The 21,835-nt window shown below is 52.9% G+C and carries 30 protein-coding genes and 2 pseudogenes; 1 reads left to right on the forward strand and 31 read right to left on the reverse strand.

Translation table 11 applies throughout. From position 1 onward, the window contains the following. From stfP to AACU19_RS18840, 24 genes and pseudogenes are all read right to left on the reverse strand, one after another. Window positions 1–304, reverse strand: a pseudogene (gene stfP / locus AACU19_RS18725) (protein StfP); the annotation flags it as partial. 3 nt (window positions 305–307) lie between these two features. Next, window positions 308–892, reverse strand: coding sequence for a YmfQ family protein (locus tag AACU19_RS18730; protein WP_000383540.1), 585 nt, complete (start codon window positions 890–892; stop codon window positions 308–310). Then, entirely contained in the window at window positions 883–1,941 is a 1,059-nt protein-coding gene (locus AACU19_RS18735) for a baseplate J/gp47 family protein (RefSeq protein ID WP_105279207.1), read from the reverse strand. Before AACU19_RS18735 ends, AACU19_RS18730 begins: the two co-directional genes overlap by 10 nt. Next, the gene (locus AACU19_RS18740) at window positions 1,928–2,353 is read right to left on the reverse strand and encodes a phage GP46 family protein (RefSeq protein ID WP_042058382.1); all 426 of its coding nucleotides are present in this window, start codon (window positions 2,351–2,353) and stop codon (window positions 1,928–1,930) included. Before AACU19_RS18740 ends, AACU19_RS18735 begins: the two co-directional genes overlap by 14 nt. Then, a complete protein-coding gene (locus AACU19_RS18745; RefSeq protein ID WP_001201468.1) occupies window positions 2,353–2,901 on the reverse strand; it encodes a phage baseplate assembly protein V in 549 nt (182 codons plus the stop codon). The genes AACU19_RS18740 and AACU19_RS18745 overlap by 1 nt, the downstream gene beginning before the upstream one ends. Beyond that, window positions 2,901–3,980, reverse strand: a pseudogene (locus tag AACU19_RS18750) (phage baseplate assembly protein). The gene AACU19_RS18745 and the pseudogene AACU19_RS18750 overlap by 1 nt, the downstream one beginning before the upstream one ends. Then, window positions 3,977–5,305, reverse strand: coding sequence for a DNA circularization protein (locus AACU19_RS18755; RefSeq protein WP_123057672.1), 1,329 nt, complete (start codon window positions 5,303–5,305; stop codon window positions 3,977–3,979). Before AACU19_RS18755 ends, AACU19_RS18750 begins: the two are co-directional and overlap by 4 nt. Before the next feature lie 60 nt (window positions 5,306–5,365). Then, window positions 5,366–7,201: a phage tail tape measure protein gene (locus AACU19_RS18760; RefSeq protein WP_105279209.1), complete on the reverse strand. Its 1,836-nt coding sequence runs from the start codon at window positions 7,199–7,201 to the stop codon at window positions 5,366–5,368. Between the two features lie 141 nt (window positions 7,202–7,342). After that, window positions 7,343–7,612: a phage tail assembly protein gene (locus AACU19_RS18765; protein ID WP_000661047.1), complete on the reverse strand. Its 270-nt coding sequence runs from the start codon at window positions 7,610–7,612 to the stop codon at window positions 7,343–7,345. Further along, window positions 7,612–7,968: a phage tail tube protein gene (locus AACU19_RS18770; protein ID WP_000090998.1), complete on the reverse strand. Its 357-nt coding sequence runs from the start codon at window positions 7,966–7,968 to the stop codon at window positions 7,612–7,614. The genes AACU19_RS18765 and AACU19_RS18770 overlap by 1 nt, the downstream gene beginning before the upstream one ends. Next, on the reverse strand, window positions 7,968–9,464 hold the full coding sequence (locus AACU19_RS18775; RefSeq protein ID WP_105279210.1) for a phage tail sheath subtilisin-like domain-containing protein: 1,497 nt from the start codon (window positions 9,462–9,464) through the stop codon (window positions 7,968–7,970). The genes AACU19_RS18770 and AACU19_RS18775 overlap by 1 nt, the downstream gene beginning before the upstream one ends. Then, entirely contained in the window at window positions 9,448–9,618 is a 171-nt protein-coding gene (locus AACU19_RS18780) for a DUF2635 domain-containing protein (RefSeq protein WP_000497751.1), read from the reverse strand. Before AACU19_RS18780 ends, AACU19_RS18775 begins: the two co-directional genes overlap by 17 nt. Window positions 9,619–9,626: 8 nt before the next feature. Next, the gene (locus AACU19_RS18785) at window positions 9,627–10,187 is read right to left on the reverse strand and encodes a phage tail terminator protein (RefSeq protein WP_105279211.1); all 561 of its coding nucleotides are present in this window, start codon (window positions 10,185–10,187) and stop codon (window positions 9,627–9,629) included. Beyond that, on the reverse strand, window positions 10,184–10,690 hold the full coding sequence (locus tag AACU19_RS18790; RefSeq protein ID WP_097740423.1) for a hypothetical protein: 507 nt from the start codon (window positions 10,688–10,690) through the stop codon (window positions 10,184–10,186). The genes AACU19_RS18785 and AACU19_RS18790 overlap by 4 nt, the downstream gene beginning before the upstream one ends. Continuing rightward, window positions 10,665–11,075, reverse strand: a complete 411-nt coding sequence (locus AACU19_RS18795; protein ID WP_000702401.1) for a phage head closure protein — start codon at window positions 11,073–11,075, stop codon at window positions 10,665–10,667. Before AACU19_RS18795 ends, AACU19_RS18790 begins: the two co-directional genes overlap by 26 nt. Continuing rightward, window positions 11,072–11,395: a head-tail connector protein gene (locus tag AACU19_RS18800; RefSeq protein WP_000927710.1), complete on the reverse strand. Its 324-nt coding sequence runs from the start codon at window positions 11,393–11,395 to the stop codon at window positions 11,072–11,074. Before AACU19_RS18800 ends, AACU19_RS18795 begins: the two co-directional genes overlap by 4 nt. A 2-nt stretch (window positions 11,396–11,397) precedes the next feature. After that, window positions 11,398–11,598, reverse strand: coding sequence for a hypothetical protein (locus AACU19_RS18805; RefSeq protein ID WP_000601365.1), 201 nt, complete (start codon window positions 11,596–11,598; stop codon window positions 11,398–11,400). A gap of 49 nt (window positions 11,599–11,647) precedes the next feature. Continuing rightward, window positions 11,648–12,853, reverse strand: coding sequence for a phage major capsid protein (locus AACU19_RS18810; RefSeq protein WP_105279212.1), 1,206 nt, complete (start codon window positions 12,851–12,853; stop codon window positions 11,648–11,650). Between the two features lie 14 nt (window positions 12,854–12,867). Further along, the gene (locus AACU19_RS18815) at window positions 12,868–13,518 is read right to left on the reverse strand and encodes an HK97 family phage prohead protease (RefSeq protein WP_001193631.1); all 651 of its coding nucleotides are present in this window, start codon (window positions 13,516–13,518) and stop codon (window positions 12,868–12,870) included. After that, window positions 13,496–14,737 carry a phage portal protein gene (locus tag AACU19_RS18820; protein ID WP_000466255.1) on the reverse strand — a complete coding sequence of 414 codons (1,242 nt, stop codon included), beginning with the start codon at window positions 14,735–14,737 and terminating at the stop codon, window positions 13,496–13,498. Before AACU19_RS18820 ends, AACU19_RS18815 begins: the two co-directional genes overlap by 23 nt. Then, complete coding sequence (gene ymfR / locus AACU19_RS18825; protein ID WP_105279213.1) at window positions 14,737–14,919, reverse strand: protein YmfR; 183 nt, start codon at window positions 14,917–14,919, stop codon at window positions 14,737–14,739. The genes AACU19_RS18820 and ymfR overlap by 1 nt, the downstream gene beginning before the upstream one ends. Before the next feature lie 11 nt (window positions 14,920–14,930). After that, window positions 14,931–16,664 carry a terminase large subunit gene (locus tag AACU19_RS18830; RefSeq protein ID WP_000088145.1) on the reverse strand — a complete coding sequence of 578 codons (1,734 nt, stop codon included), beginning with the start codon at window positions 16,662–16,664 and terminating at the stop codon, window positions 14,931–14,933. Then, on the reverse strand, window positions 16,661–17,155 hold the full coding sequence (locus tag AACU19_RS18835; protein ID WP_000929175.1) for a phage terminase small subunit P27 family: 495 nt from the start codon (window positions 17,153–17,155) through the stop codon (window positions 16,661–16,663). The genes AACU19_RS18830 and AACU19_RS18835 overlap by 4 nt, the downstream gene beginning before the upstream one ends. 125 nt (window positions 17,156–17,280) lie before the next feature. After that, on the reverse strand, window positions 17,281–17,631 hold the full coding sequence (locus AACU19_RS18840) for an HNH endonuclease (protein WP_050876287.1): 351 nt from the start codon (window positions 17,629–17,631) through the stop codon (window positions 17,281–17,283). Window positions 17,632–17,733: 102 nt separating this feature from the next. Here AACU19_RS18840 and AACU19_RS18845 point away from each other — a divergent pair, with 102 nt between their 5' ends. Next, window positions 17,734–18,174, forward strand: a complete 441-nt coding sequence (locus tag AACU19_RS18845; protein WP_089550956.1) for a hypothetical protein — start codon at window positions 17,734–17,736, stop codon at window positions 18,172–18,174. Between the two features lie 178 nt (window positions 18,175–18,352). Here AACU19_RS18845 and AACU19_RS18850 read toward each other — a convergent pair whose 3' ends face one another. The 7 genes from AACU19_RS18850 to AACU19_RS18880 form a co-directional block, all read right to left on the reverse strand. Beyond that, complete coding sequence (locus AACU19_RS18850) at window positions 18,353–18,505, reverse strand: hypothetical protein (RefSeq protein WP_227907502.1); 153 nt, start codon at window positions 18,503–18,505, stop codon at window positions 18,353–18,355. Between the two features lie 97 nt (window positions 18,506–18,602). Next, complete coding sequence (locus AACU19_RS18855) at window positions 18,603–19,064, reverse strand: lysis protein (protein WP_050876286.1); 462 nt, start codon at window positions 19,062–19,064, stop codon at window positions 18,603–18,605. After that, window positions 19,061–19,675: a glycoside hydrolase family 19 protein gene (locus AACU19_RS18860; RefSeq protein ID WP_032235545.1), complete on the reverse strand. Its 615-nt coding sequence runs from the start codon at window positions 19,673–19,675 to the stop codon at window positions 19,061–19,063. Before AACU19_RS18860 ends, AACU19_RS18855 begins: the two co-directional genes overlap by 4 nt. After that, window positions 19,675–19,956 carry a phage holin family protein gene (locus AACU19_RS18865; RefSeq protein WP_000422366.1) on the reverse strand — a complete coding sequence of 94 codons (282 nt, stop codon included), beginning with the start codon at window positions 19,954–19,956 and terminating at the stop codon, window positions 19,675–19,677. The genes AACU19_RS18860 and AACU19_RS18865 overlap by 1 nt, the downstream gene beginning before the upstream one ends. Beyond that, on the reverse strand, window positions 19,943–20,329 hold the full coding sequence (locus AACU19_RS18870) for a phage holin family protein (protein ID WP_001283162.1): 387 nt from the start codon (window positions 20,327–20,329) through the stop codon (window positions 19,943–19,945). Before AACU19_RS18870 ends, AACU19_RS18865 begins: the two co-directional genes overlap by 14 nt. A 108-nt stretch (window positions 20,330–20,437) precedes the next feature. Continuing rightward, window positions 20,438–21,232, reverse strand: coding sequence for a hypothetical protein (locus AACU19_RS18875; RefSeq protein ID WP_001459463.1), 795 nt, complete (start codon window positions 21,230–21,232; stop codon window positions 20,438–20,440). A 209-nt stretch (window positions 21,233–21,441) separates the two neighbouring features. Continuing rightward, window positions 21,442–21,711: a hypothetical protein gene (locus AACU19_RS18880; RefSeq protein ID WP_000779379.1), complete on the reverse strand. Its 270-nt coding sequence runs from the start codon at window positions 21,709–21,711 to the stop codon at window positions 21,442–21,444. Between the last annotated feature and the right edge of the window lie 124 nt (window positions 21,712–21,835).

A 21,835-nucleotide genomic window follows, 5' to 3' on the forward strand; every position in this document is an offset into this window, starting at 1 on the left:
CTTCTCCCAAACCAAGGTTTTCGAGAGCTGTTTTCACCGTGCCATCCGATTTGATATCGCCAAACGGATTCTTGCGGCTTAACAGCAGCGCACGAAGCGCGGTAAGCAGCTGGTCATGCCGCCCCTTCTCCAGGCTGGCACCGGATGCCTCCACAACGCTGCAAAGCTCCTCCTGCAACATGTCAAAGTAGTCATCATCCAGATCGGTGGCAGGCGTGCCGGTCTGGGGGTTACCACGGGTAAAACCGTTCTTACCCGCGCCGAACTTATCCTTCTGCGCGGTTTTCGTGTCTATACGATGCATGGATTACTCCGGATATTTAAAAATCACATAGGTATGCGACGGGCAGAGTTTGTTAAGAACACACTCGACAACGGTGTCCCCCCAGAAGCGCAGCGCGGAATCACAGGGATCGCCACATGTCATCCAGGTGGTGTTGGTGGCGGCTGGCATGTTGACCTGCCAGTAATACCGCCATTCCGGCGCATTCACCGCGTCAGTACAGGCCGATGAGCAGGTGAACGTGCTTTTGTCGTATCGCGTGATGGTGGCGTCTGGTCTGCCCAGGGCAGCAAGCTGTGCAAGATAAAAATCCTCATTGATGCCGCCCGCCAGGTTAACCTTCGCATCCAGCCGTTGCTGACGCTGGCGAAGGGTCTGCGTCCCTGCCGGAATACATTCATCCGGCAGGCCGCACAGACGCTCCCAGCGGTTTATCAGTTCGGTGGTGGTGCGCGGATCCAGCTCCTGCATCAGGGCATCCGCACGCTGATGAACACGGGTTAATGACGGTGCCGCACCGGCAATCGCCGGATCGCTGGCTGACCACGCCGGACCGGGCGGCAACAGTGCTGACAACAGACGGATGTAATCATCGTTTGTCACGTCCATGAAATCGCCCCCAGAACCGCCAGTTCATTTTTCGCAATGGTGATATTGTCCGCCGGTGCAAGCAACTGATGGCTGTATTCCCCGTTCGCACCGGAAATCGCTTCACTGATACGTGACACCTTCAGTTCTCCCTGCGGATAACCATCACGCAGCAGAAACGAACGCAACTCCGCGGTGATGGCAGCCCGTATTTCCGGTGTGTCCGGCGTCACACGGATATGAAAATCCACCGTATGTGCCACCGGCCTGAACACAAACAAATCAGAGCCTGCCACCGGGGCCAGTGGCCCGATATGTTGTCTTGCCGCCGTTTCCGTTGATTCTTCCGGAATGGGATTAATCAGGTCACTGCTGGCAATCATCACACCGACAGTCCCCGTTCCCATCCAGTGTCGGTATGTCCATGCGCGGGTAATGCCAGGCACTTCTTTAGCCCAGACGACATAGTCCCCGTCAGCCCCGCCCTGCGGCGTCCAGTAATACCGCTCAATGACGCGGGCGCGCCACGTTTCCAGCTCTTCAGTATCAAATCCGCCTGTCACGGTGTCAGCCACACCGGAAGACGGCAGACCATTCACCGGCGTGACCAGGATTAATGCCGTACCGTCGTCAGCGTTACCGACCGCACCTGCACTTGAGCAGGCGATCGGCACGCGCAGGACACCACCGGAGCTGGTTGCATCGTCAGTTGTCGTGTACTGCACCAGGTCATCGCGCTGAATAACACTCCCGGCGGTCACCTTCAGGCCATCGCTGACACCTTCCCAGCGCATATACCCGCTGGCAGCCGTGGCCCCCTTGCGCGGACACCGTTTCATCGCAGCATGTCGCGCCAGCCAGGACTCATCGCACAGGTCAGGCAGCATGTTCATTGCCAGATAATCGATGTACCCGTAAACCGTATGCAGCGCCGCCGCATACACCTTTGCCCGCACGTCTTCATCCATGCGCCGGAGCGTGTCGCTGACGTCCAGCCTGGCGAATAAATCGTTACGGAGCATACTGATATTTTCTGCCAGCGTCGGGCGCTGAAATTCACTGTCCGCCATGCGTTATCGCACTCCACAGATCATCAAAAGAAATCATTACCGGTCCGTCACGACGCCAGAGAGTGATACTGTTACCCAGTTCATTAATCCCGGTGCGGCGGATATCCAGATCAATACGGGACACCACGCCGTCATCAGTCATCCATTGCAGGCATTCGCGGATATACCCCCTTACCGTCTGCACCAGCTGATTGGTCAGTTTGCTGCGCTGAAGCAGCCACAGTCGGGAGCCGTAACGGTCATTCTGTACCGCAGGCCAGGTATCCCCCCACCATCCCATCGGGACGTCGGCGTTGTCATCAGGCTCCGCCCGCCGCCAGGTAAACAGGGAAATCACCACGGCGCGGGTCAGCGGATCCAGCGGTGCGCTGGCGCAGGTGCGTTTACCGTTCACCGTCAGCCACACTTCCATCATGCCTCCATCGCTTTATCAGGTTTGTCGGTGTTACTGCCCTGACCGTTCTCTCTGTGACGATGCCCGTTATAGGCAAGCCGCATCGCTGACATGGTGGTGCCGCCGGAGTCGCACAGGTCTTTCACCTGTCCGGTCACTTCCAGATCCATTTCAAAACGTGCTTCAGGTGCATTGCGAAACGTGATCGTTTTACCTGCACCGTCCACCACGATCCCCTCCCGGGTCAGCGTCACGGACTGCCCCTGATCGTCATAGACAGCCACCTCACCCGTCTGCAACCCTTTCAGGCGGTAACGCCGGTCCGACACCGTAACAACCACCGCATGAGAACGGTCACCATCCGGAAACAACACCACCGCTTCCGCACCGCTGTTTGCCCTTGCGGTAAAACCGTAAGGTTCAAGATGTTCAACCCCGGCTTTGGGTTCACCGGCAATCAGGGACACATCCACGGTCTGACATTTCGTGGCGGCACTGATGCTTTTCACCACGGCCCGCCCAATCAGCCCGAGGAGTTGTCGCTGTATGGTTTCAATCGCCCTCATCAGAACGGGTCCTCCTGTACTCTGGCTTTTTTCTTTTTCCGCGCGCCGGGATCTTCGGGTTCAGGCAGATAAGCATCAGGCGGGCCGACACGGATTTCCGTCAGGGTGCCGTTCTGGTCCTGAGTAAACGTGACTTCCGAAACAAGCAGTTCGGTATTGTCGAAACCACAGACCGGATCAAAGACAATCACCCGCTGGTTGGGCTGCCACAGCGTACCGTTACCCTGTCGCCAGCCCTGCACCACATAGGTGGTTTCATCCGTCCGCGCCGCCCGTTGTCGGGCTTCAAAGTCAGCACGCGCAATACAACCTGCCCCCGTGGCCTGCCCTGTCTGCCTGATATACATCGGACGGTAACGGGCAATAAATGCGTCCTCTGTGCGGGCCCGCAGCGCGGTGGTGGTGGCCTCACCGAAATCATCGTCGTTTCCGGCACGCTGCCCCGCCACCTGGTAAACTGAAAACCGCTCCCGGATACTCTTCTCCGTATCACAGGAAAGGATGTTTTCCCCAAGTACCAGCGCGGTATGTGCCCGCGTTGAGCCAATACCGCCAATCACCAGCCTGCCGTGCGGGTCGTCGTAAGCCAGTGCCTGCTGCTGACCGAGTATTTTGTTGATTACCTCAATCACCGTTTCACCGTGATCAGGCTGGACATCAGGAATAACACCCGACGGCGCACCGTTGTTCACCACCTCAATGCCGAAAGGCGCAGCAAGCGCCTACGCAATCTGTACCAGCGATCGTCCGTTAAACTGTGTCGGTTCGGCTGCACAGTCAATCAGGTCAGCGGTCAGACTGCGTCCGGCAATACCGGTGCTGACCGAACGGGCATCGTAACGAACGGGCGTCGCCTCCACCCAGCCGGTGATCACCAGCTCATCACCAATCAGCACCTCCACTTTTGAACCGTTTTTAATGCACGGCTGAAGCGTGGTAATACCCTCATCTCCCGGCCACTGGCGGGTGATCTCCACACTGAAATCCCGCGCCAGCCGTTCAATACCGGCACCGATGCGCACCGATGTCCAGCCATTCCACTCCCGGCCATTTACCCGTAGCGTGACATTGTCGTTCATTGCACTGGCACCTTCAGAGGGATCACCGGCACAAAGCCGGGATGCGTAATGGCATTACGCCGGATAATGTCCGCGTCACGCGCCGCGTTATCAAACCAGGTCGCCGCCAGCACCAGCGCGGGTAAAACCTCATCCGGCGTGCGCTGAATGATCCGTGCAGACTGTTCAAGGCGCGTGTTGATATCCGCATTCAGATCTGCTTTCACCCGGCGCAGCGCCAGAAACAGCGCATCACTGGTTGTACGGGACAACTCCTTATCAATTGCCGTATTCAGTGTGTCGCGAATGTCGGTCAGTTCTTCCCACGTTGGCAGGTCAACCGTGTTTTTCACCGCCGGTGCATTGTTCAGTGCCGGATGCGTGACAGAAGGCCAGCCGGTGCTCTGCGCGGGTGTTGTTGACTGCCCCACTGTGGCATTCTGCATCACCGCGGAAGTTGTGGGCGCAGGCAATCGTGTGACGGCATACGCCGCTTCGCTGATTGCGGTCGTACGAAGGGTGCTGGCAACCACGTTACGCTGCTGCGTCGCCGTGGCGGTGGTTTTACTGTCCGTTTTCCAGACGCCGCGCGGTTGCAGATCGCTGCCGAGGATGACACCGGAAAGCGTTTTGATCATGGTGACCAGGTCGCTGGCGTTACCATAAAGGCGTTTCCCGGTACGCCACATTTTCTGCACCTGCTCAACGAAATTTTTGCCTGACGATGGCGGCGGCAGAAGTACCGAGATATCCCCCTGCAACAGCCTGGCGGCATCCGATACGGCAGAATCCACCACTTTCATCGCATCAGAAACATACCCAAGCATTGTGCTGGCATTACCGACGACGTCGTTCTGCACAAAATCTGCCACGCCATCGATACTGAAACCACTGAAGCTGTCACTGATGCAGTCATCCAGTGCAGAACAGGATGACATCAGCGTCTGCGCCGTCGCCGCACCTGAAGTGGGGTAAGAGAGTTCTCCCGCTTCGACAAACTTCAGGTCAAAGCGGACAATACGCCCTTCACTCTTCGATGTGCTGACCCGAACTTCCCCGTCAACACAGACTTTCAGCTCACCGTAAGTCGGATGGACAAGCGTGCCGGGACCGGGTTTATTCAGCGCGTCAATCAGGCGATCGCGCTGGTCAAAGCAGTCATCTCCCACCACATAAGCTGTGATGGACGGGCGGAAAGTGATTTTCCCCAGGTCTTCGGTATAGGGTTTGTCGCGGTTCGGGTATTCGTGCGTTTCCACACGACGACCGGTTCCCGCACTTTCTTCTTCAACCTTAAACGGCACACCGCGAAATGACGCGTCCTGAAGTCTGTCTTTCCACGTCATATAAACTCCGTACATAAAAAATCCCACCGGAGTGGGACTCATTAACAGATTAATTTTTCATTACCTGCCAAAGCGCGTATAGCCAACATCATGGCTGACATCAAAACCGCTGGATCGCGTTTCCATAACCCGCATACCCGGAGGCGAATTCACAAAAGAGACCTTGATCTCACCATCAACTTTTGGCGCAGAAGCTTTGTTAATCATGAAGGGATTCGGGCCTGTGGCATCGGAGGCGTTGTTTGACTGAGCCGGATCTACCGCCTGATAAGGTGTGTATCCCCGTGCCGGTATTCCCGTCCCATAAGCATCATAAGCACCCGCGCCCCACTGCGCAGAGTTAATGGCATCGACCGTGTCACCGGAACTGTCGGTAAACCACTCAATAATTGGCTTCAGCTTGTCCCACATATCCTGAAACCACTTAACAACCGGTCCCCAGTTATTGATTACCATCCCCAGCGGCGACCAGGCAAAAACCTTCTTCAGAAGTTCCCAGCCAGCCTCAAAATAAGGACCAATGGTTTCCCAGAGCTTCTTGAAATAAGGTCCGACAACATCCCAGTTAGTGATAATTAATCCCGCAGCCAGGGCTATCGCCGTCGCAATCATGCCAATCGGCGTCATCGACATGATCCTGCTGACAATGCTGATGGCACTGCCCACGCTCATCAATCCCAGTTTCAGAATCGCAAGACCGGCAGCAAGCCCGACGACGCCGCGAATAACCCGGGGATTTTCATCCGCAAACTTCGTGAATTTTTCCCCCAACTCCCCCAGCCATTGCGTGATATTTTTGGCGTCACCAGAAAATGCGCCGCCAATAGCCGCAAGGCCGTTAGTTGCGGTCCCCGTCATTGCCTCCCACAGGTTGGACAGCGTACCAAGCTGTGCCTGAACACGTTTATTCAGGCTGGCCTGTTTATTCATCTTTTGCTGGATCTGATCGTAACCATCCTTTCCTTTATCGATCAGCGCATTGACCACCTGAAGGGTTTCGGCATCATCACCAAATATTGCCTTAAGTACACCTGTTCGCTTAACGTCGGTCAATTTTCGCAGCTTTGCCAGTTGCTTAAACATGTTATCAAGACCGCCAAAACTTCCTTTGCCGTCAGTAAAATCGAGCTGTACCCCGAGTTTCTGACGGGCCATAACTTTATTGACGTCCCTGATTTTCTTAACGCTTAATCCGGACTGGATAACTTTTCGCAGGGCATTACCTGCCGACTCCCCGTTCATCCCCATCTGATCCATCATGACGCTGATGGGGGCAAGGCTCTGTGCAGCCTGAAGACCGTCCTTGTTCACCATCTTCAGAACAGAACTGGTTTTAGTGAAGAAGGACAACATGTTGGTATCGTCAACGCCCAGATAAAACGCCTTCTGGATAGTGTCGAACAGCCCCATCATGTCTTCTGACGCCGTTCCGGTAGCATCCTGCATCTTTGCAGCAAACTCAGCAGCCGCTTCCGGTGTTTTTTTCAGTTGTACCGCAAGATAAGCTGTCGCTTTACCCACACCGCCAAGAATATTTTCTGCCGGGATCCCCTGACGCACCAGCATCTGCATCATGTTCTGGAAATCAGCCGTTGTACCGGGTAGCTGGTTACCCAGGCCAATAGCCAGTTTATTGATGTCCTGAAAGCTCTTTCCGACCTCGCCGTTCGCATCCATCATGGCGACTTTCAGCCCGGTGGCGGCGTTTTCCTGATCGGCATAAGATTTCAGGGAAAGCGTCAGACCCGCTGCCAGTCCGCCACCAAGCGCCAGCCCACCCTGTGATGCTTCTTCCGCCTGGCGTTTAAATCCCCGGATTTTCTTTTGCATTTTCGACAGCGCGGGAGAAAGTCTGTCGACACCGGTGATCAACGCCTTAAGCTCAAATTCAGCCATGTGTGCGTTTCTCCTGCTCTATCCTGTTTGCCTGACTGACCAGCAAGGGAATTTCACTGATCGGCATATTCAGCAATTCGAAGGGATTAATGCGCCAGTAACTGGCGCAGTCAAAGAAGCGATCAGTGAGGTATTCAGCCGTCAGGCCTGGAGGAAAAAACCGGCCACAAGCCACGCCGCTGCATTCAGGTCTGCCGGAGACATCTGGTCGACAGAGCTTTGCGGCACTTTCGCCAGCCGCACAATGTATTTCGACACCACATGCGCCAGAAGTCTGACGGACTCATCCTGATTCATCTGGTAGGGATACCCCAGCTCGCGGACATCCTTCCCGGTGGGTTCATCAAACTCCAGTACGGAAAGTGTCTCACCATGAGCGATAATCGGTTTCTTTAACTCAAGCTCTTTCATTACTGGTAATCCCCTTCTTCACCGTGGAACTCAAGATCAACCGTGCCTTCTTCGGCATTATGGTTCGCTTCGCCGTGCAGCCAGGCGGACGACAATACATAGACCTGACCGTTCGCCAGCTCTGCAGTGATGGTCATCTCATCAGACGAGGTGATTTTGCTCACCGGAAAATTCTTCGGCACCTTGAAGGTCCCTTTGACATAAGGCGCACGGTGAGTTTCCTTGCGGTCCACTGAACCGTCCAGGCCGATGATGTCATCATTGACCGTCCTGTTCATGGGCACCTCAATGCCGCCGGTCAGCGATAGCTGCTGACCGTCAATTTTGAAATAACAGGTTCCCCCGATACGGGCCATTATGCGGACTCCTCTGAATACTGAAGACGGAACTGGTTAACCACGGCAAAGACACGCAACTGGTTAACATAGTCAGGCGGGAACAGCGTGTTCAGGCGGTTCGGATCGCTGGCATCACGCTCCACAACCAGGTACTGCTTAAACAGTTCGTAGTTTTCCACGATCCCCGCACGCTCAAGCTGACGGTAGGTTGCCAGCAGTTCCCCTTTGATCACCGCCGGTGTGACAATCGCCTGACCGGGACCAAAGCGGGTACCGTCGCTGGCAAGCTTGTGACGCCCGTACTTACTGGTAATGACGGATTTCAGTTTGCGCAGCACATACGCGCTGGTATGCAGCGTCTCGCTGTCGAGGTAGCTGTTATCCGCAACACCGTAAGCGTTTTTCCTGTACGTGGTGACATCACGCTGAATGCGCAGCACCCCGCTTTCGACATACGCCGTTGCCACGCCATGAGACAGCAGGGTCTGTTGTTCGGTCATCGTGAACCGTTTCCCCTTCGGCGCAGGCAGCATCCCCACCAGCTCACCGGTCTGCGTGGGACGTGCCGGATCGTTGCGAATAAACACCGCTGCGCGGGCGGTACGGCTTGCCGCCAGCTCGTCGGCAGGCGTCTGGGTCTCTTTTTCGTATCCCGCCAGGGTAATGTGCTGCTGGTTAAACTGGTCACCTGCGGTCACCAGTTCTGACAGCGTGCCGATCTTTGCCGTATACACATGACCATACAGCTGACGCGCATAGCTCCAGCGACCGCTGGTATCGTTCATCTCGGTCACCAGCGTGTTAACGGAGGCCGTGTCGTTGAACGGCAGGCCGATATAATCAAACGGCTCATCCGCCATTGCAGCCACCGCGCCGGTGAGAACCGGAGCGCCCGTTCCGGCGGTCCCCGTCGCCACGGCAATCTGTACGCCCGCTGGCAGCACTTCGCCCCCACCAAAGCCGTAGTAATTGAGGCTGACAGGAATTTCATTCCCGCAAAGCCCCTTATGACGCGCGGTCAGCGTGACCACGCCTGCCGAAGATGAGGCCGTAAACGGCAGGGCCGGAACGGCATTAATGGCATCCTGGATACTGCCGGCAATCGTCGTGACGTTATCTCCGTTGGTCACCGGTGCCTGCACGCGGGTACGTCCCACATAAACATTCACCGTGCCGGTTTCGGTTGCCGCCCCGGTCACCGTCAGCGTAACCGTTGCCGCCGCGCCTGTGGCTTCCGGAACGGCAATCACATACAGCTCGCCAAACGGGTCGGTCTGGCGATAAGCCTCGACCATACGCGCCAGCTGACTTCCCGCACCACAAATCTGGCGTGCATAGTCTGCCGACGGCATCAGTACCAGACTGTTGGCAACAATCTCTGCACCGTTATTGGCATGACCAATCAGCAGCGATGCTCCGCTGTCCTGTGCAGTATTCGCCGCCTGGTTATCCATTTCCGCATAAAACAACGGAACCAGCGTATTCGACGGAATGGTGTTAAAGCTTATCGTCATCGGTGTTCACCTTTTTATTCACGCGCCGGATATCACCCGCTGCTTCACGGCGCAGCCAGTAGTTGTTCTCGTCAACATTTCGCCCTTCGGCGGGCAAAAGGTCGCCGCGGGCAGGGTCAGGCACTGACCGCCCTTTAACAGGTTTGACAAACATGAGGATCCTCAGGAAGGAAGGGGTATTTCGGTGTGATGTTCGATATCGCCGTCAGGCCCGTTACCGGGCTCGAGATAATCAACATCAATCGCCAGCGTTTGCAGTTCATCCAGACTGTTCAGATCATCCTGCTGGCGGGTATCGTCTTCAGTCAGCTCGCTGATGACCGAAAAATCGAACTGATAAATCAGCTCATGACGATTCAGATCCAGCAGCATGCCGCCGTCATAGGTAATCGGGTTACCGCACGCCTCCGGGTTCCAGCCCAGCAGAGCCTTAAAGAGCATCTGCCGGACATCGTCCACCACATCATACGAGGCAAACTGACCGCGCTCATCACGCCCGTTACTCAGTATGACAACCACGGAGAAACCCTCTTTCAGCTCCTGCCAGTAGTCGGTCTGGCTTTTGTTTTCTCCCGGAGAATCATCACCCGGTACAACATATGCCGCCGGGAGTTTCAGCTTTCCGACCTCCGGCAGATTTTTGAACTGGGCCGCGCCTGCAACCCGGTTTTCAAAATACGGACAACGGGCACGCAGTGCAGCAATAACAGGCGTCAGTTTCATCTGTGTCGTCGCTCCGGCTTCAGTGATTTACGCAATTCCCGCGCCAGAAAATAGCGTGTCCAGCTGCGGTTCTTTTCAAGCGTTTCCACCATGAAGTTATTACGTGGAGCCAGTCGCCAGCCGCTGCCACCGGATGCACCACGATGATGACTACGACGACGTTTTGCTCCTCCCCGGACACCAAAAAACAGAAACGCCGGATAGAAGTCACCAGAGATCATCCGGTTCCCCTTCCCGTTGCGCTGGTTAGGGGCAATGCATGTCATAAAACCGGCTCGCTTTTTACTGGCTCTCGGCACCATATAACCAATCGAACGAGCCAGGCGTCCGGTCTGATAACCGGGGTTTTCACCCGGTGCCGACCGCGCACGGCGCATCACCAGCCGACGGGCATCACGCATATGACGCTGCCCAATCGTGACAAACGCCCGCCGGACACGGGCGCGGTTAAAGCGCATCTCGGCGGGCTGCTGAACATCAACGTGAAAAAAGGGAGTCGCCATTGCTGCCTCCGTGACTCTGCCTACATTCGCCCAGCTCCGTACACTCCAGCAGCAGAAAGCGCCGCGCCCCGTTCAGATCACGCTGACGTTTCACCCGGTACACACTGTCATCACAGACCACCTCATAATCAGCAGTGATCCCCCGGCGGTAACGAATGGTGATGTAATGGGTGATGGCGTCCCCGGTCTGCGCGGTTTCCTGCCAGGTGGTGGCACTGGTCTGGATAACCTTCGCCCATGTCCGGAACGTAACCGGGTATTGAGGCTCCACGCCAAAGTTATCCGCGGGCATATCCACCCGCTGGCGGATCAGGACGCGTTTATTCAGTTCACCGGGGTCCGGCAGAATGTAGGTTGCGCTGGTCTGCGCCTGACGAATTTTCATTGCGGGAAATACCTGTACGGGCCGACAAGCCAGTTAAAGCTCATTGGCAACTCCATTTTCTCAACGTCTGTAACCGACGAGCGATTTTCGTAAAAATGGCTGATAAGCATCAGCATCCCCAGACGAATATCATCCGGCAGGTGCAGCCCGTCCGGATCGCTGTCCGGAATAGTTTCATCCGGAGCATAGAGCTTCCGGTTCAGATACGTTTCCGTCCGCTTTTGCGCCGCACAGGCCAGCAGTTGCAGATGGCGGTCATCAGCATCGAAATCCTCATCCAGCCGGAGTTGGGCTTTAATCTCTTCCATTGTCAGAAGCATACTCAGCCCTCTTTACTGGTCGTGGCTTTTTTCTCTTTTGTCGCTTTACTGCTTTTTGCACTGGTTCCGCGCTCTGCTAACCCGGCCTGAAGTGCAATCTCCTGCACCCGGGCAGGAAGCGCCCCGTCGTCATACTCACCGGCCCGAATGACCTCAACACGCATACCGTCCGGTGACCATTTCAGATCTTGTTTCAGGATCATGATTCTTCACCCGTCAGAACAGGGGGCGCGGTTCCACGCCCCTGAGTGATTACGCCGCTGCAATCTTCAGCAGTTTGATGGCCTGCGAATCGACCAGCATCCCGCCGGTGCGCTTGGTGGTATAAAAACCGACAAACGGTTTATTGGTGTACGGGTCACGCAGAATGCGGGTGCCGATACGGTCAACGATGGTGTAACCCCGTTTGAAGTTACCAAATGCAATGGCTTTCGCATCAGCGGCGATATCCGGCATCTGTTCGTTTTCAGCGATACCGTAACCCGCCAGAGAGGACGGCTGCCCCAGCTCCAGCCCCGGACGCCACAGATAGTTACCCTCGCTGTCTTTCAGCAGACGGATGGCAAACAGGCTGTTGTTGTTCATCATGAACTTCGCGCCAGTGCGGTGTGCCTTACGCAGCGTGTAAATCAGTTTGATAATGGCGTCTGCGGTCACCGCCGTCGCTTCGCCGGATACAATATGCTGAAGTTTGCCGAACGCCCGGACCTTATCGGTTTCATCAGTGGATTCATACGCCAGGAACCCTTTCGGCTTCTTGGTGCCATCGCCTGAGGTAAAGGCAATTTCTTCCTGTTCGGCAAATTCGGTTGCCAGCTCGCTGTTGATCCAGGCCTCCACGTTGAAGAAGGCATCGTCCAGCATTTTCTGGGTGGCCTGCGGGTTGCCGTAGATTTCCCCCATGAAAGGTTCAATCAGTCCCAGTTTTGAGGTGGCAGTCTGGGAGCGCGCGTCAGTCTCGCCCACCCATCCGGAAGCCGTGCCGCCCAGATTCACCAGTTTTTTGTAGTCGGAACCGCCAACGGTGATCACCGTGGCTTCCTGGCGCATCACCACTTCATCTTTCAGCAGGGTGAGAATGTTGCGATCCAGTGCTTCCGGCACGGCATAGCCACCGTCTTCATCGGTGCCCACCTGCAATGCCTTGCGCTCCAGATCGCGCAGACCGTCTTCACGGCCTTTACGCAGGAAGCCCACAAACGCCTCTTTATGCTCGGTGGCCAGTTTATTTTGCGCACCACCTGCCGGACGTTTCAGCTCAAGCAGCTCTTTTTCAAGGTCGCTTTTGAGATTTTCCAGCTCGCTGAGTTTCCCGTTCAGGGTTTCCACCTGCCCGGCAAGTTTGCCTTTTTCCTGCTCAATCGCATCCACGCGCTTGTCGTTCTTTGCTTTGAAGTCGTCAAACTTCTGCTGCAGCTCCTGCGCGACCTGTTCGACATCTTTAATATCAACCGCCATCGTATTTCTCCTGATTAGAAGTTCAGATTTTTCAGTGCATTCAGTGCAGAGCCCACATCCTCAGCGTCGCGCAGGGACAGTGCGCCATAGCCCCCGGCCATGAATGCTTTGGCCTGGGTACGGGAGAGTCCGACATCACGCAGGACTCTTTCGATTTTTTTCTGTTCGGGGATTTCCCCGCGGGCCAGTGCGTTCTTGACGTCGCTGATCCGCGCCTCGTCGTTAGACGGGAACGTCACCAGGCTGACTTCCCAGAGGTCGATTTCTTTCAGCAGAAAGGCTTCTTTGCTCCGGTCGTATTCCCAGTCTTTCAGGACGTACCCAATAGAAAGGCCGGTTAACGAACCGGCCTTCATGTGTGCATGTGCGCGTTTTGCGAGGGGATCATCATCAATAAGCAACCGTCCCCTGACGTAAAGCCCGACATCGTCTTCCTTCATTTCGGTGTAAACACCGATGGGTTCATCCATGCGGTGCTGCCAGAGCAGCGCAGGTAACGCTTTTCTGTCACTCCACGCCCGCAGGGAAGCAGCAAATGCCCCGGACATCACCACATCATCGTGGCTGTCCTTTACACCAAAGACGGAGCCATACCCTTCAAACTCACCGGAGTCACTGACAGATTTCAGACTCAGCGGTACATCAAGACGTTGTTTCGTCTGCATTGGCGTTATCCTTCTGCTTACCGGCTTTACTGCCATCGGAGGGTTTCGTGGTCATGTTCATCGGTGTGAGATAGACATCACCACCGGGACGCGGATTCATATCTTCCAGGTCGCGGCAGTCATTGGGAGAGTAAATTCCCCAGTTGATCCCGGTGGCGTAGGCTTCAAAACGGGACTTCATATCCCCGCGCAGTAACGCCCCGGCGTTAAATTTGGCGTAATAAACGCCCTGCTTACTTTTTCGTACCAGTCCGGTGTTGATCCGCTGTTCGATGCGGGTCAGATACGGCACCAGTGAATAGTTGATAAATCCCAGCCCCAGCTCTTCGATATTGTTGAAGGTGGCGCGATCGGTGTTCTGCACCATGTGCAACGGCACCCGGAACAGACGACAGATTTCTTCAAGCTGAAACTTGCGGGTTTCCAGGAACTGGCTGTCCTCGGCGTTCAGCGCCATCGACTTCCAGTCCAGCCCCATCTCAAGGATCATCGGGCGGTGAGCATTTCCAAGCCCGGTGTGACGCTCCTCAAAATCTTTCTTCAGGCGCTCATAAGCCTGATCTGACAGCGTCTGCTCTGTACGCAACACACCCGACGTCACCGCGCCATTGCTGAACAGTCTGGCCCCGTGCTCTTCGGTCGCTGCCGCCAGCGATATTGCCTCGCGGGCATAGGCGATGGGATTCAGCCCCACCAGTCCGTCCAGCGTCAGCGTGCGCACATGCCAGATATCCTCCTGGCTCAGTACATCCGTGGAGCCATCCGGGAATGTGACCTGATAGACCGGCTCCCAGCTACTGTTAAGCTTCGGTACCACACAGCCGGGATCGACGGGCAGCAGTTCAGCCACTTCGCCAAATGCTTTCACTTTGTAGGCGTAAAAGTTTCCCCGCAGGCACAGACAGGTGACCACCAGCTCCCAGAACTCCTGCGGCGTCATATAGCCATTGGGATGCGTGGAGATCAGCTTATGCAGACGTTCGCCAGTGGCTCTCTGCTTCAGGCTGCCGTTCAGGTGATACAGGTTGCAGGGCAACATCCCGACCGACTCCGCCAGCACCCTGACACAGGAAAAAACCGCCGTCAGTCGCATGGCCCGCTGGCTGCTGATCTGCTTTCCGGTATAGGTGTCGTAGGACAACCCGATAGCATCCGCCAGCTCTGCTGGCGTGGTCACCGGTGCGTCACTTTTTCGTTGAAATAATCCCGAAAAGAACACTATTTACCTCCGCCGACAGACGACTGTGTACGGTCAAGATATCGCGCCACCAGCCACGACCAGAACAGGCACAACGCCCCGGCAACAACAAACCCCGCCGGGGGATAAATCAGCCAGGCACCATACGCCAGAAAAAGCGCCCCCAGCATGCCCACCAGAGGCGCGAGAATCAGCATGATCATAATTACCTCAGTTAAAGCGAGCGGATCCCATAGGACTCAATGTGGTCAGACAGCGTGTCTTCTTTCTCGTACAGCATGGCTCTGCCAACCGCCATAATCAGCGCAACTGCACCATCGATTTTGTTTTCCGCCTGCTCTTTGACGGGCTTCACCACATCATCGTTACCCGGAATGGTTTTGCCGACCACGTTGCCGATACACCAGGTCATGATGGGATTGCCATCATGATGAAAGCGCCCCGATTCAATTGCCGCTTCCAGCTCTTTCATCGGGTCGGACATGTTGGTGTAGTTCTGAATGATAGTGATGGGGTTCAGGTCTTCATCAGCAAGGTCATGTGAGAGCCCGGTCGCCCCGAAGGGGTCGATGGGTGACTCGCTGACCGGGCTGATTTTGTTCGCCGCTTTGGCCTCTTCGAGGATGTAGCGATAATCCACCTCCGCACCATCGGTAACGGTCAGAACGCCCATTTCCACCCATTTCTGAAAGCGTTCGGCTGTCCGGCGATCTTCATTTTTCTCGACGCTGTACACCGTGTCATACGGTACCCAGAAACGCGGGGCTACACTGTAGTAATGCGTTTTACCGTCAATCTCGCGGGTATAAAGTCGCGCCATGCTGTTCATATCCAGTTTACGCGCCAGGTCAAAGGCCAGAATGCACGGCTGCCCCTCGAACTGCTCAAGGGACAGTGATTTATCCTCGCAGCTCTGCCAGCTCACCAGGTTGAAATACGCCGAACGCGCCGACACCCAGATATTGAGGTGTTTTGTTTTAAAGACGTTTGCCAGACGGGCGTTATTTTTCGCGCGCTGTTGCTGACTTAACAAAAACTCACGGTAAACCGACACCCCGATATTCGGGTTGGCTTTTTCCAGCACCTGCGGGTCGGTCCAGTCGTCACCTTCGTCAACGGTATAGATGATCCCGAACAGTTCATCGTTGGGTACCGAACCGTTGAGCATCTCGATGACTTCCCGCCGTTTGTCGTAGCACGGCCCCTCAATGTTGTACCCGGCGGTAGTGATAGCCCACATCAGTGGCTGACGTCGCGCCCCCATCCCGGTAAGCATCGTGGTGTAAAGCGCATCTGTGGCGTGCTCGTGATATTCATCCACCACCGCACAGTGGGGTGATGAACCATCACCGGGGTTACCGATCAGCGGTTCAAAACGCGCACCATCCTCCGGACGGTTCATGTTTGAGGCGTTAACCTCAATCCCGAACGCTTCCGTCAGCATGGGTGTGCGTTTACACATCAGTCTTGCCGGACGAAAGACTTCCCATGCCTGTTTCTCCGTCGTGGCACCGGAATACACTTCCGCGCCGAACTCGTTATCACAGGCAAAACAATACAGAGCGACACCGGCAGAAATTGCCGATTTGCCGTTCTTACGGGGGATTTCGGTATACACCTCACGGAAGCGGCGCAGCCGGGAGCCTTTATTGACCCAGCCAAACGCGCAGCAGATCACAAAGAGCTGCCACGGCTCCAGCGTGATAGGCATCCTCTTGAATGCCCACTCACCCTTGGTGTGCGGCAACAGCTGAATAAATTTGGCGGCCCGTTCAGCCAGGTCCTTGTCGAAGCGGTAACGAAACGACTTACTTTTTTCCGCCATCAGGTCATCAAGATGGCGCTGGCAGGCCTGAATCACAAACTGGCAGGCCACAATCTTTCCGCGCACGACATCACGGGCATACTGATTGGCAGCATTTACGTTGGGGTAAGATTTCCGGCTCATGACTCGATGATTTTCAGAAACGGGTTAGTGGCTTTCTTCTGCCCCGCCAGGCCAATCAGACGCTGGCGGCTGCTGGGGTCGAGTCCGAGCATTGCCCCCGTACTGCTCATCTCGGACTCCTGTTCTTTTTTGGCGGTCAGCTCCGGATTTTTGACCATACCGCCCATTGCACCGGTGATGGTGTTGCCCTGTCTGGCAATATTTTTCACGGCACGTCGCCAGAACTCATAGGCCACACACCACCGCTCAAGCACCGCGAGGTCAGTCACGCACAGCAGGCCCTGACCGCAGAGTTCTTTGGTTGTCAGTTGCCACATGATCGTGGCGAGAGGGAGATCTTCTTCAGCGAACCACTCCGGTGGCTCAACACCTTTGATGGGCGTAAAAACAGGTTCATCTTTATTCAGGGCTCGCTTGCCGGGGTTTCCGGCCAGCGCCTTGCGCGCCGTTGGCTTGGGGCGACGCCCGGAACGCCCCGCCGTTCCAGCCATATGCGGCACTCCTGGTTAAATTTCATTTTTCGCGGGTATAAAAAAACGATGGGGCGGGCAGTCCGGAAGACGTCAGGCCAAAGGGATTTGACCCGCCCCTCCCCTCTGGCAGTGGGAACTGGTTCTTACTTCAGCCGTTCACGGGCCGTCTTCGCCTTATGACACGGCCAGCACAGACTCTGCAGATTATTGTCGGCATCAGTGCCGCCATGCGCTTTAGGGATGATGTGGTCAACGGTTTTTGCTTCACGCACCACGCCAGCACGCTGGCATAACTGACATAAACCTTTGTCACGCTTCAGCACGCGCGCGCGGATAACGTCCCACTTCGAACCATAACCGCGCTGATGACGGGACTGACCTGGCTTGTATTGCTTCCAGCCTTCGCTTTTGTGGCTTTCGCAGTAGCCTGAAGGATCTGTGGTGGTATGGCGGCAGCCGCGAAAACGGCAGGCTTTTGGGGTTCGTGGTGGCATTTAAAGTGGGATCTAACTCTAATAATTTAAAAAATTTAATTGGGTCTTGATATTAATCACATAGACTCAATGCTCTTTAGTTCTTACATAGGTGGTTGTATTATGAGTATCCCCAGTTTAGATGTTCATAAAGTTGTTAAGTGCGCGGAGCATAAAAAGGCTTTAGATGCAATATCTCTCAAACTTAAGAATAACATTATTGACTCAAGCACTGAATGCGATTTTCTTGGCGACACAATAATTTTCAATCAAGATAAAAAAAATAGGTTAACCCTCAAACTTTCAACATATGAACTAGAACTTATTTTCAAAGAAACACTGCTGATCATTGATGACGCTCCTGTATTGAAGTTTGCTGCCATTGACCCAACCGATGAAAATAACAACGAGTTGATTGATTTATTTTTATCCAAAAATGGATTTATTTATATTAGAGAATACAAATCCGAGCAACGTTATGAATATGGCGACACTTCTCTATTTTTACATATACTTGACGCTACTCTTAAAGAGCTTAAAGCTGCAAACAAAATATCCTATTAAATAAATTTTTGCTAACATAGCCCCTCGCCATGACAAGATTTTCTGTTCTAGATGCAAGGGCTATGTGTGAATATCTATAAACAAAAACCCCATCCGGTGATTTTTGTCATTTTTTAGCCATCTCAATTGCGGCATCAAAAAGTCGTTCAAGAATAAAATCAGGGTACTGTAATTTTTCTTACTCGATATGAAGCTTATAAATTTTTCTTCCCCACTCCCATTTAAAATCAAATCCAGAAGCAGAAGGTGCGAAATGTATTTTAGCTTTAGGGTTAGCGTAACCAGCAACAGTCAACACATCAAACTTAAAATCTTGAGGTTTAATACGCATAGTCATATCCTTTACCAAGTTCATCATTATTCTTCGCGAGAATAAAACAATGAATAAAATCATTAAAGCATAGACGTTAAATATCCTCAAAATGTGATTAGTTGGGACATTGCGTCCTGATATACTCCTGCAAGTAATTCACCTGTGAGGTTATCTTGTCGATTCCACTTCGGAGACGGTAATAATGGAGTTCAGCATCTGCTGTAAGTCTAGGGCTTTCTCCATCGCCCATGCCGCTGGCTCCGGTCGTTGACTTTGCACAGGTGGCGGCGACTTGCAGGCGCTTACGACCAGCAGAAACATCAGCACGGAGACTTTCGATAGTCGCGTTAGCATCAGCAAGCTCCTTTGTATATCTGGCATCGAGTTCTGCTACGTCACGTTGACGCTTCTGCATATCAGAGATCGTCGCCATAGCCGAATCTAATGCCATAGCGTTTTCGTCGCGCTGTTTTTTGTATTCAATGGCTTTATTGTGGTAATGATTAGCTGACCAGACAAGACCACCAGCAATACAAGCAATAAACGTTAAAATGAGCGCCCAATAACTCATCTTCATACCAGCAGCGCCGCCCGCGCCTTGTTGTATCGAACCTTACGATCCTCAATACCGTTCAGACCGCCGTTAATGATGCGCGTAACACGATTAATATCGGCACCGTAGACCATGCAGCCTTTAGATGTGTAGAACCATGCAGCTGAGCGCGCGGCCTGTAGCTCCTGCTCCAGTTGTTCAGGTGAGGTCACCAGATCTAACTTCAGCGCCGCGCCACAGATGCGATAATTATGGAGGCCAGTGATTTGAATTAATCCTCTACCGCGATATTTCCAGCCATCACCGGGTGCTTTGTTACCCAGCCGGTTGCTATACACCAGATTGGCAATAGCATCCTGACGAGCTGCATGTCCGGATGTTCTGCCAAGGGCATCAGCCTGCTGCTGTGTGATCCTCTTTCCGAACGTCGCCACCAGCGCAGATGGCGTGTAATTAAAATTTTCAACTACGGCGCTAAACCCCATCGACTCATGGCCTACCTGAGCGATAAACATCGCCTGATCCGCTGGTGCTGTAATGCCGAATTCCTTCATCGCCGCATCAATGTGCGGAAACCAGCGCGCAGCCAGCCCGGCGCTAATACCAGCCGCCTTTTGAAATAATTGTTGGTTCATTAGTGCCTCAGATGATCAACCAGACGTGCAACGTTGCCTCTGACGGCCACCAGCACGGAAAGAAAAATAGTGTTCGCCACGATAATGGGCCATGAGGAATGGGGATAAATCCCACAGAGATAGGCCAACGGAACAGCACTGTATGTAACAGTAATCAGCCAGGCTAAACGTGAAACCCAAGGACGATGCCGCGAATCACCACGACGATAAAACATCAGAGTAATAACAACACAAGCACATAACAGCGCATTTATAGTTGCTGTCGGGTCATTTAGCTCCACCTGAACCTCCCCGGCGCGTTATAAGCGCCACCAGCGAACCGATATCCTGGTTATTCAGAAACGTCAGGATTTTAACGGCTAAAGCAGAGACGATTACGGCACCAATAGCATCCAGAGGTTTATCACTGTATCCGGTCAAGTTTGCCAGCTTGGAGCCAACCAACCCAGAGCAAAGGATCCCAGCAATATATGACACGATAAAATATGCCAGTCGACGCGATGCACTCAGATCTGCTGCTGTTGCTATATAGAATACAGCCCCTGCAAATGCGCCAAATACAACGCCGTAATCAGTTCCGGTCAGCAGTCCATAAATACTAGCGCCCGTTAGGGCTCCACCAGCTAACCCTGTGCCGGAAATCGGATCGGACATTAGCCACCTCTTATTGCAGTGAGTCCTCTCAGAAATAGAAATGAGAGGAATAAAAAAGGCCACCATTTGGCAGCCATAGAATTGATGTAATTATAACTAATTCATTAACTATTTCTTAATGATGCTATTTAACATTTCTAATGCAAAAAGCAACATGGAGCTAATAAAATATAATATAACCGCACTGGCAATCGCTCCAATTATAGCCTGGACACTCCAATGAAAGTAATTTTTACCATTAATAACAAACTTAACGCTAGGAAACAAAAAGTCGATAAGCTTAATTATTAATGGAATAGCAAAGCTCCATAAGTTCGAAAACAAAATAAAGATACAAATAAATGATAAAGCAAATGCACCATCGATTGATAGTTTTGGCGCCAGTTTTGAGGCTGTCCATAAGCTAAGCAAAAAGCCAACTGTCACACCTGAAATCTGGATACTTAACATAGTCCAAGCTGTTCTAAAAAATCTAAATTTATTTTTGCACTTGTTAAGTAAATCCTGAATCGTAATCCATAACGAGTCAACCCACTCATTATCTTCCGATGCTACAATCATTGTGCTGCTATTTGAATTCCTCTCATCAATTCGTAGCTCCATCCAAGATCCATTCATCCTGTTAGACTGTCGACTTTGATAAGTTTCAATAGTAAAAATTATTTGATCAATCCTAGTGGCCTGTCTAAAGTATTTCACAAGCTCACCGATAGAATCAACTTTATATCCCTTACCATCGAACAAAATAAAAAAAACACATTGAGCACAAACTTCCCTACTTTCCTTTTGAGCTTGCTCATTCATTTTAACGCAGCGTTCGACAATTGCCGTGCTTAAGCTAATCAAGCTATCTTCATTTATAGAAACACCTGAAATATTCTTGCTTCTGTAAAAATATGACACTTTCGATTCCACTCCGCACCAGTCTCGATTTAGCGCAGGTTAACATAACCACTTCATTGGTAGAAGAAAAGAACTCTTCTTGTCAGAAAGCTACTGTGATATCCCTAAACCTGCAGATGATACAGAACAAAATTTAAGCATCAATTATAGGCGATTTTAAATTCACTTTACAGTTTAGGCTGCCAATTGGCAGCCGATTGAAGCAGAAATCAATGAGTGCTCATCGATGAATTTTTTTCAGCGCCAATCTCACTCAAAAAAGCAAAACCTTTTGACGTTATCTCATTAGCAATCAATCCACCTTCGGCAGATTTGCTTCGTATAACATCGATAAAACCTATATCAGCAAGATCTGAAATAGCAAAATTAACCTCTTTTGCTGAGAGATGAGGTAATGATGCAGCCTGAATTCTAGAATCCTTTGGCTGCAATTCATTCACTCGACGTAGTATTTCAAGATGGATAGAGGTCAGTTTCATAATGTTCTCCTGTTTTTAATGTTGTTTTACAGAAAACATTATAACACATTGATTTTGATGTAGATTGAATAGAAAAAAACCATAATAAATATCCTCCGGCATAGCCGGAGGTTTTTCAAATGCG

Source organism: Escherichia sp. MOD1-EC4550 (genome assembly GCF_963876935.1).
GTDB classification, from domain to species: Bacteria; Pseudomonadota; Gammaproteobacteria; order Enterobacterales; family Enterobacteriaceae; genus Escherichia; species Escherichia coli_F.

What these genes read in the sequence shown, in the direction of transcription:
- AACU19_RS18740 (WP_042058382.1), bottom strand. Translation starts at nt 2,353, where the DNA reads ATGGAAGTGTGGCTGACGGTGAACGGTAAACGCACCTGCGCCAGCGCA.
- AACU19_RS18815 (WP_001193631.1), bottom strand. Translation starts at nt 13,518, where the DNA reads ATGCAGACGAAACAACGTCTTGATGTACCGCTGAGTCTGAAATCTGTC.
- AACU19_RS18835 (WP_000929175.1), bottom strand. Translation starts at nt 17,155, where the DNA reads ATGGCTGGAACGGCGGGGCGTTCCGGGCGTCGCCCCAAGCCAACGGCG.
- AACU19_RS18775 (WP_105279210.1), bottom strand. Translation starts at nt 9,464, where the DNA reads ATGACGATAAGCTTTAACACCATTCCGTCGAATACGCTGGTTCCGTTG.
- AACU19_RS18805 (WP_000601365.1), bottom strand. Translation starts at nt 11,598, where the DNA reads ATGATCCTGAAACAAGATCTGAAATGGTCACCGGACGGTATGCGTGTT.
- AACU19_RS18830 (WP_000088145.1), bottom strand. Translation starts at nt 16,664, where the DNA reads ATGAGCCGGAAATCTTACCCCAACGTAAATGCTGCCAATCAGTATGCC.
- AACU19_RS18870 (WP_001283162.1), bottom strand. Translation starts at nt 20,329, where the DNA reads ATGTCCGATCCGATTTCCGGCACAGGGTTAGCTGGTGGAGCCCTAACG.
- ymfR (WP_105279213.1), bottom strand. Translation starts at nt 14,919, where the DNA reads ATGATCATGCTGATTCTCGCGCCTCTGGTGGGCATGCTGGGGGCGCTT.
- AACU19_RS18730 (WP_000383540.1), bottom strand. Translation starts at nt 892, where the DNA reads ATGGACGTGACAAACGATGATTACATCCGTCTGTTGTCAGCACTGTTG.
- AACU19_RS18880 (WP_000779379.1), bottom strand. Translation starts at nt 21,711, where the DNA reads ATGAAACTGACCTCTATCCATCTTGAAATACTACGTCGAGTGAATGAA.
- AACU19_RS18760 (WP_105279209.1), bottom strand. Translation starts at nt 7,201, where the DNA reads ATGGCTGAATTTGAGCTTAAGGCGTTGATCACCGGTGTCGACAGACTT.
- AACU19_RS18735 (WP_105279207.1), bottom strand. Translation starts at nt 1,941, where the DNA reads ATGGCGGACAGTGAATTTCAGCGCCCGACGCTGGCAGAAAATATCAGT.
- AACU19_RS18800 (WP_000927710.1), bottom strand. Translation starts at nt 11,395, where the DNA reads ATGCTTCTGACAATGGAAGAGATTAAAGCCCAACTCCGGCTGGATGAG.
- AACU19_RS18785 (WP_105279211.1), bottom strand. Translation starts at nt 10,187, where the DNA reads ATGAAACTGACGCCTGTTATTGCTGCACTGCGTGCCCGTTGTCCGTAT.
- AACU19_RS18850 (WP_227907502.1), bottom strand. Translation starts at nt 18,505, where the DNA reads ATGCGTATTAAACCTCAAGATTTTAAGTTTGATGTGTTGACTGTTGCT.
- AACU19_RS18795 (WP_000702401.1), bottom strand. Translation starts at nt 11,075, where the DNA reads ATGAAAATTCGTCAGGCGCAGACCAGCGCAACCTACATTCTGCCGGAC.
- AACU19_RS18780 (WP_000497751.1), bottom strand. Translation starts at nt 9,618, where the DNA reads ATGTTTGTCAAACCTGTTAAAGGGCGGTCAGTGCCTGACCCTGCCCGC.
- AACU19_RS18810 (WP_105279212.1), bottom strand. Translation starts at nt 12,853, where the DNA reads ATGGCGGTTGATATTAAAGATGTCGAACAGGTCGCGCAGGAGCTGCAG.
- AACU19_RS18745 (WP_001201468.1), bottom strand. Translation starts at nt 2,901, where the DNA reads ATGAGGGCGATTGAAACCATACAGCGACAACTCCTCGGGCTGATTGGG.
- AACU19_RS18755 (WP_123057672.1), bottom strand. Translation starts at nt 5,305, where the DNA reads ATGACGTGGAAAGACAGACTTCAGGACGCGTCATTTCGCGGTGTGCCG.
- AACU19_RS18855 (WP_050876286.1), bottom strand. Translation starts at nt 19,064, where the DNA reads ATGAAGATGAGTTATTGGGCGCTCATTTTAACGTTTATTGCTTGTATT.
- AACU19_RS18840 (WP_050876287.1), bottom strand. Translation starts at nt 17,631, where the DNA reads ATGCCACCACGAACCCCAAAAGCCTGCCGTTTTCGCGGCTGCCGCCAT.
- AACU19_RS18765 (WP_000661047.1), bottom strand. Translation starts at nt 7,612, where the DNA reads ATGAAAGAGCTTGAGTTAAAGAAACCGATTATCGCTCATGGTGAGACA.
- AACU19_RS18845 (WP_089550956.1), top strand. Translation starts at nt 17,734, where the DNA reads ATGAGTATCCCCAGTTTAGATGTTCATAAAGTTGTTAAGTGCGCGGAG.
- AACU19_RS18770 (WP_000090998.1), bottom strand. Translation starts at nt 7,968, where the DNA reads ATGGCCCGTATCGGGGGAACCTGTTATTTCAAAATTGACGGTCAGCAG.
- AACU19_RS18860 (WP_032235545.1), bottom strand. Translation starts at nt 19,675, where the DNA reads ATGAACCAACAATTATTTCAAAAGGCGGCTGGTATTAGCGCCGGGCTG.
- AACU19_RS18790 (WP_097740423.1), bottom strand. Translation starts at nt 10,690, where the DNA reads ATGGCGACTCCCTTTTTTCACGTTGATGTTCAGCAGCCCGCCGAGATG.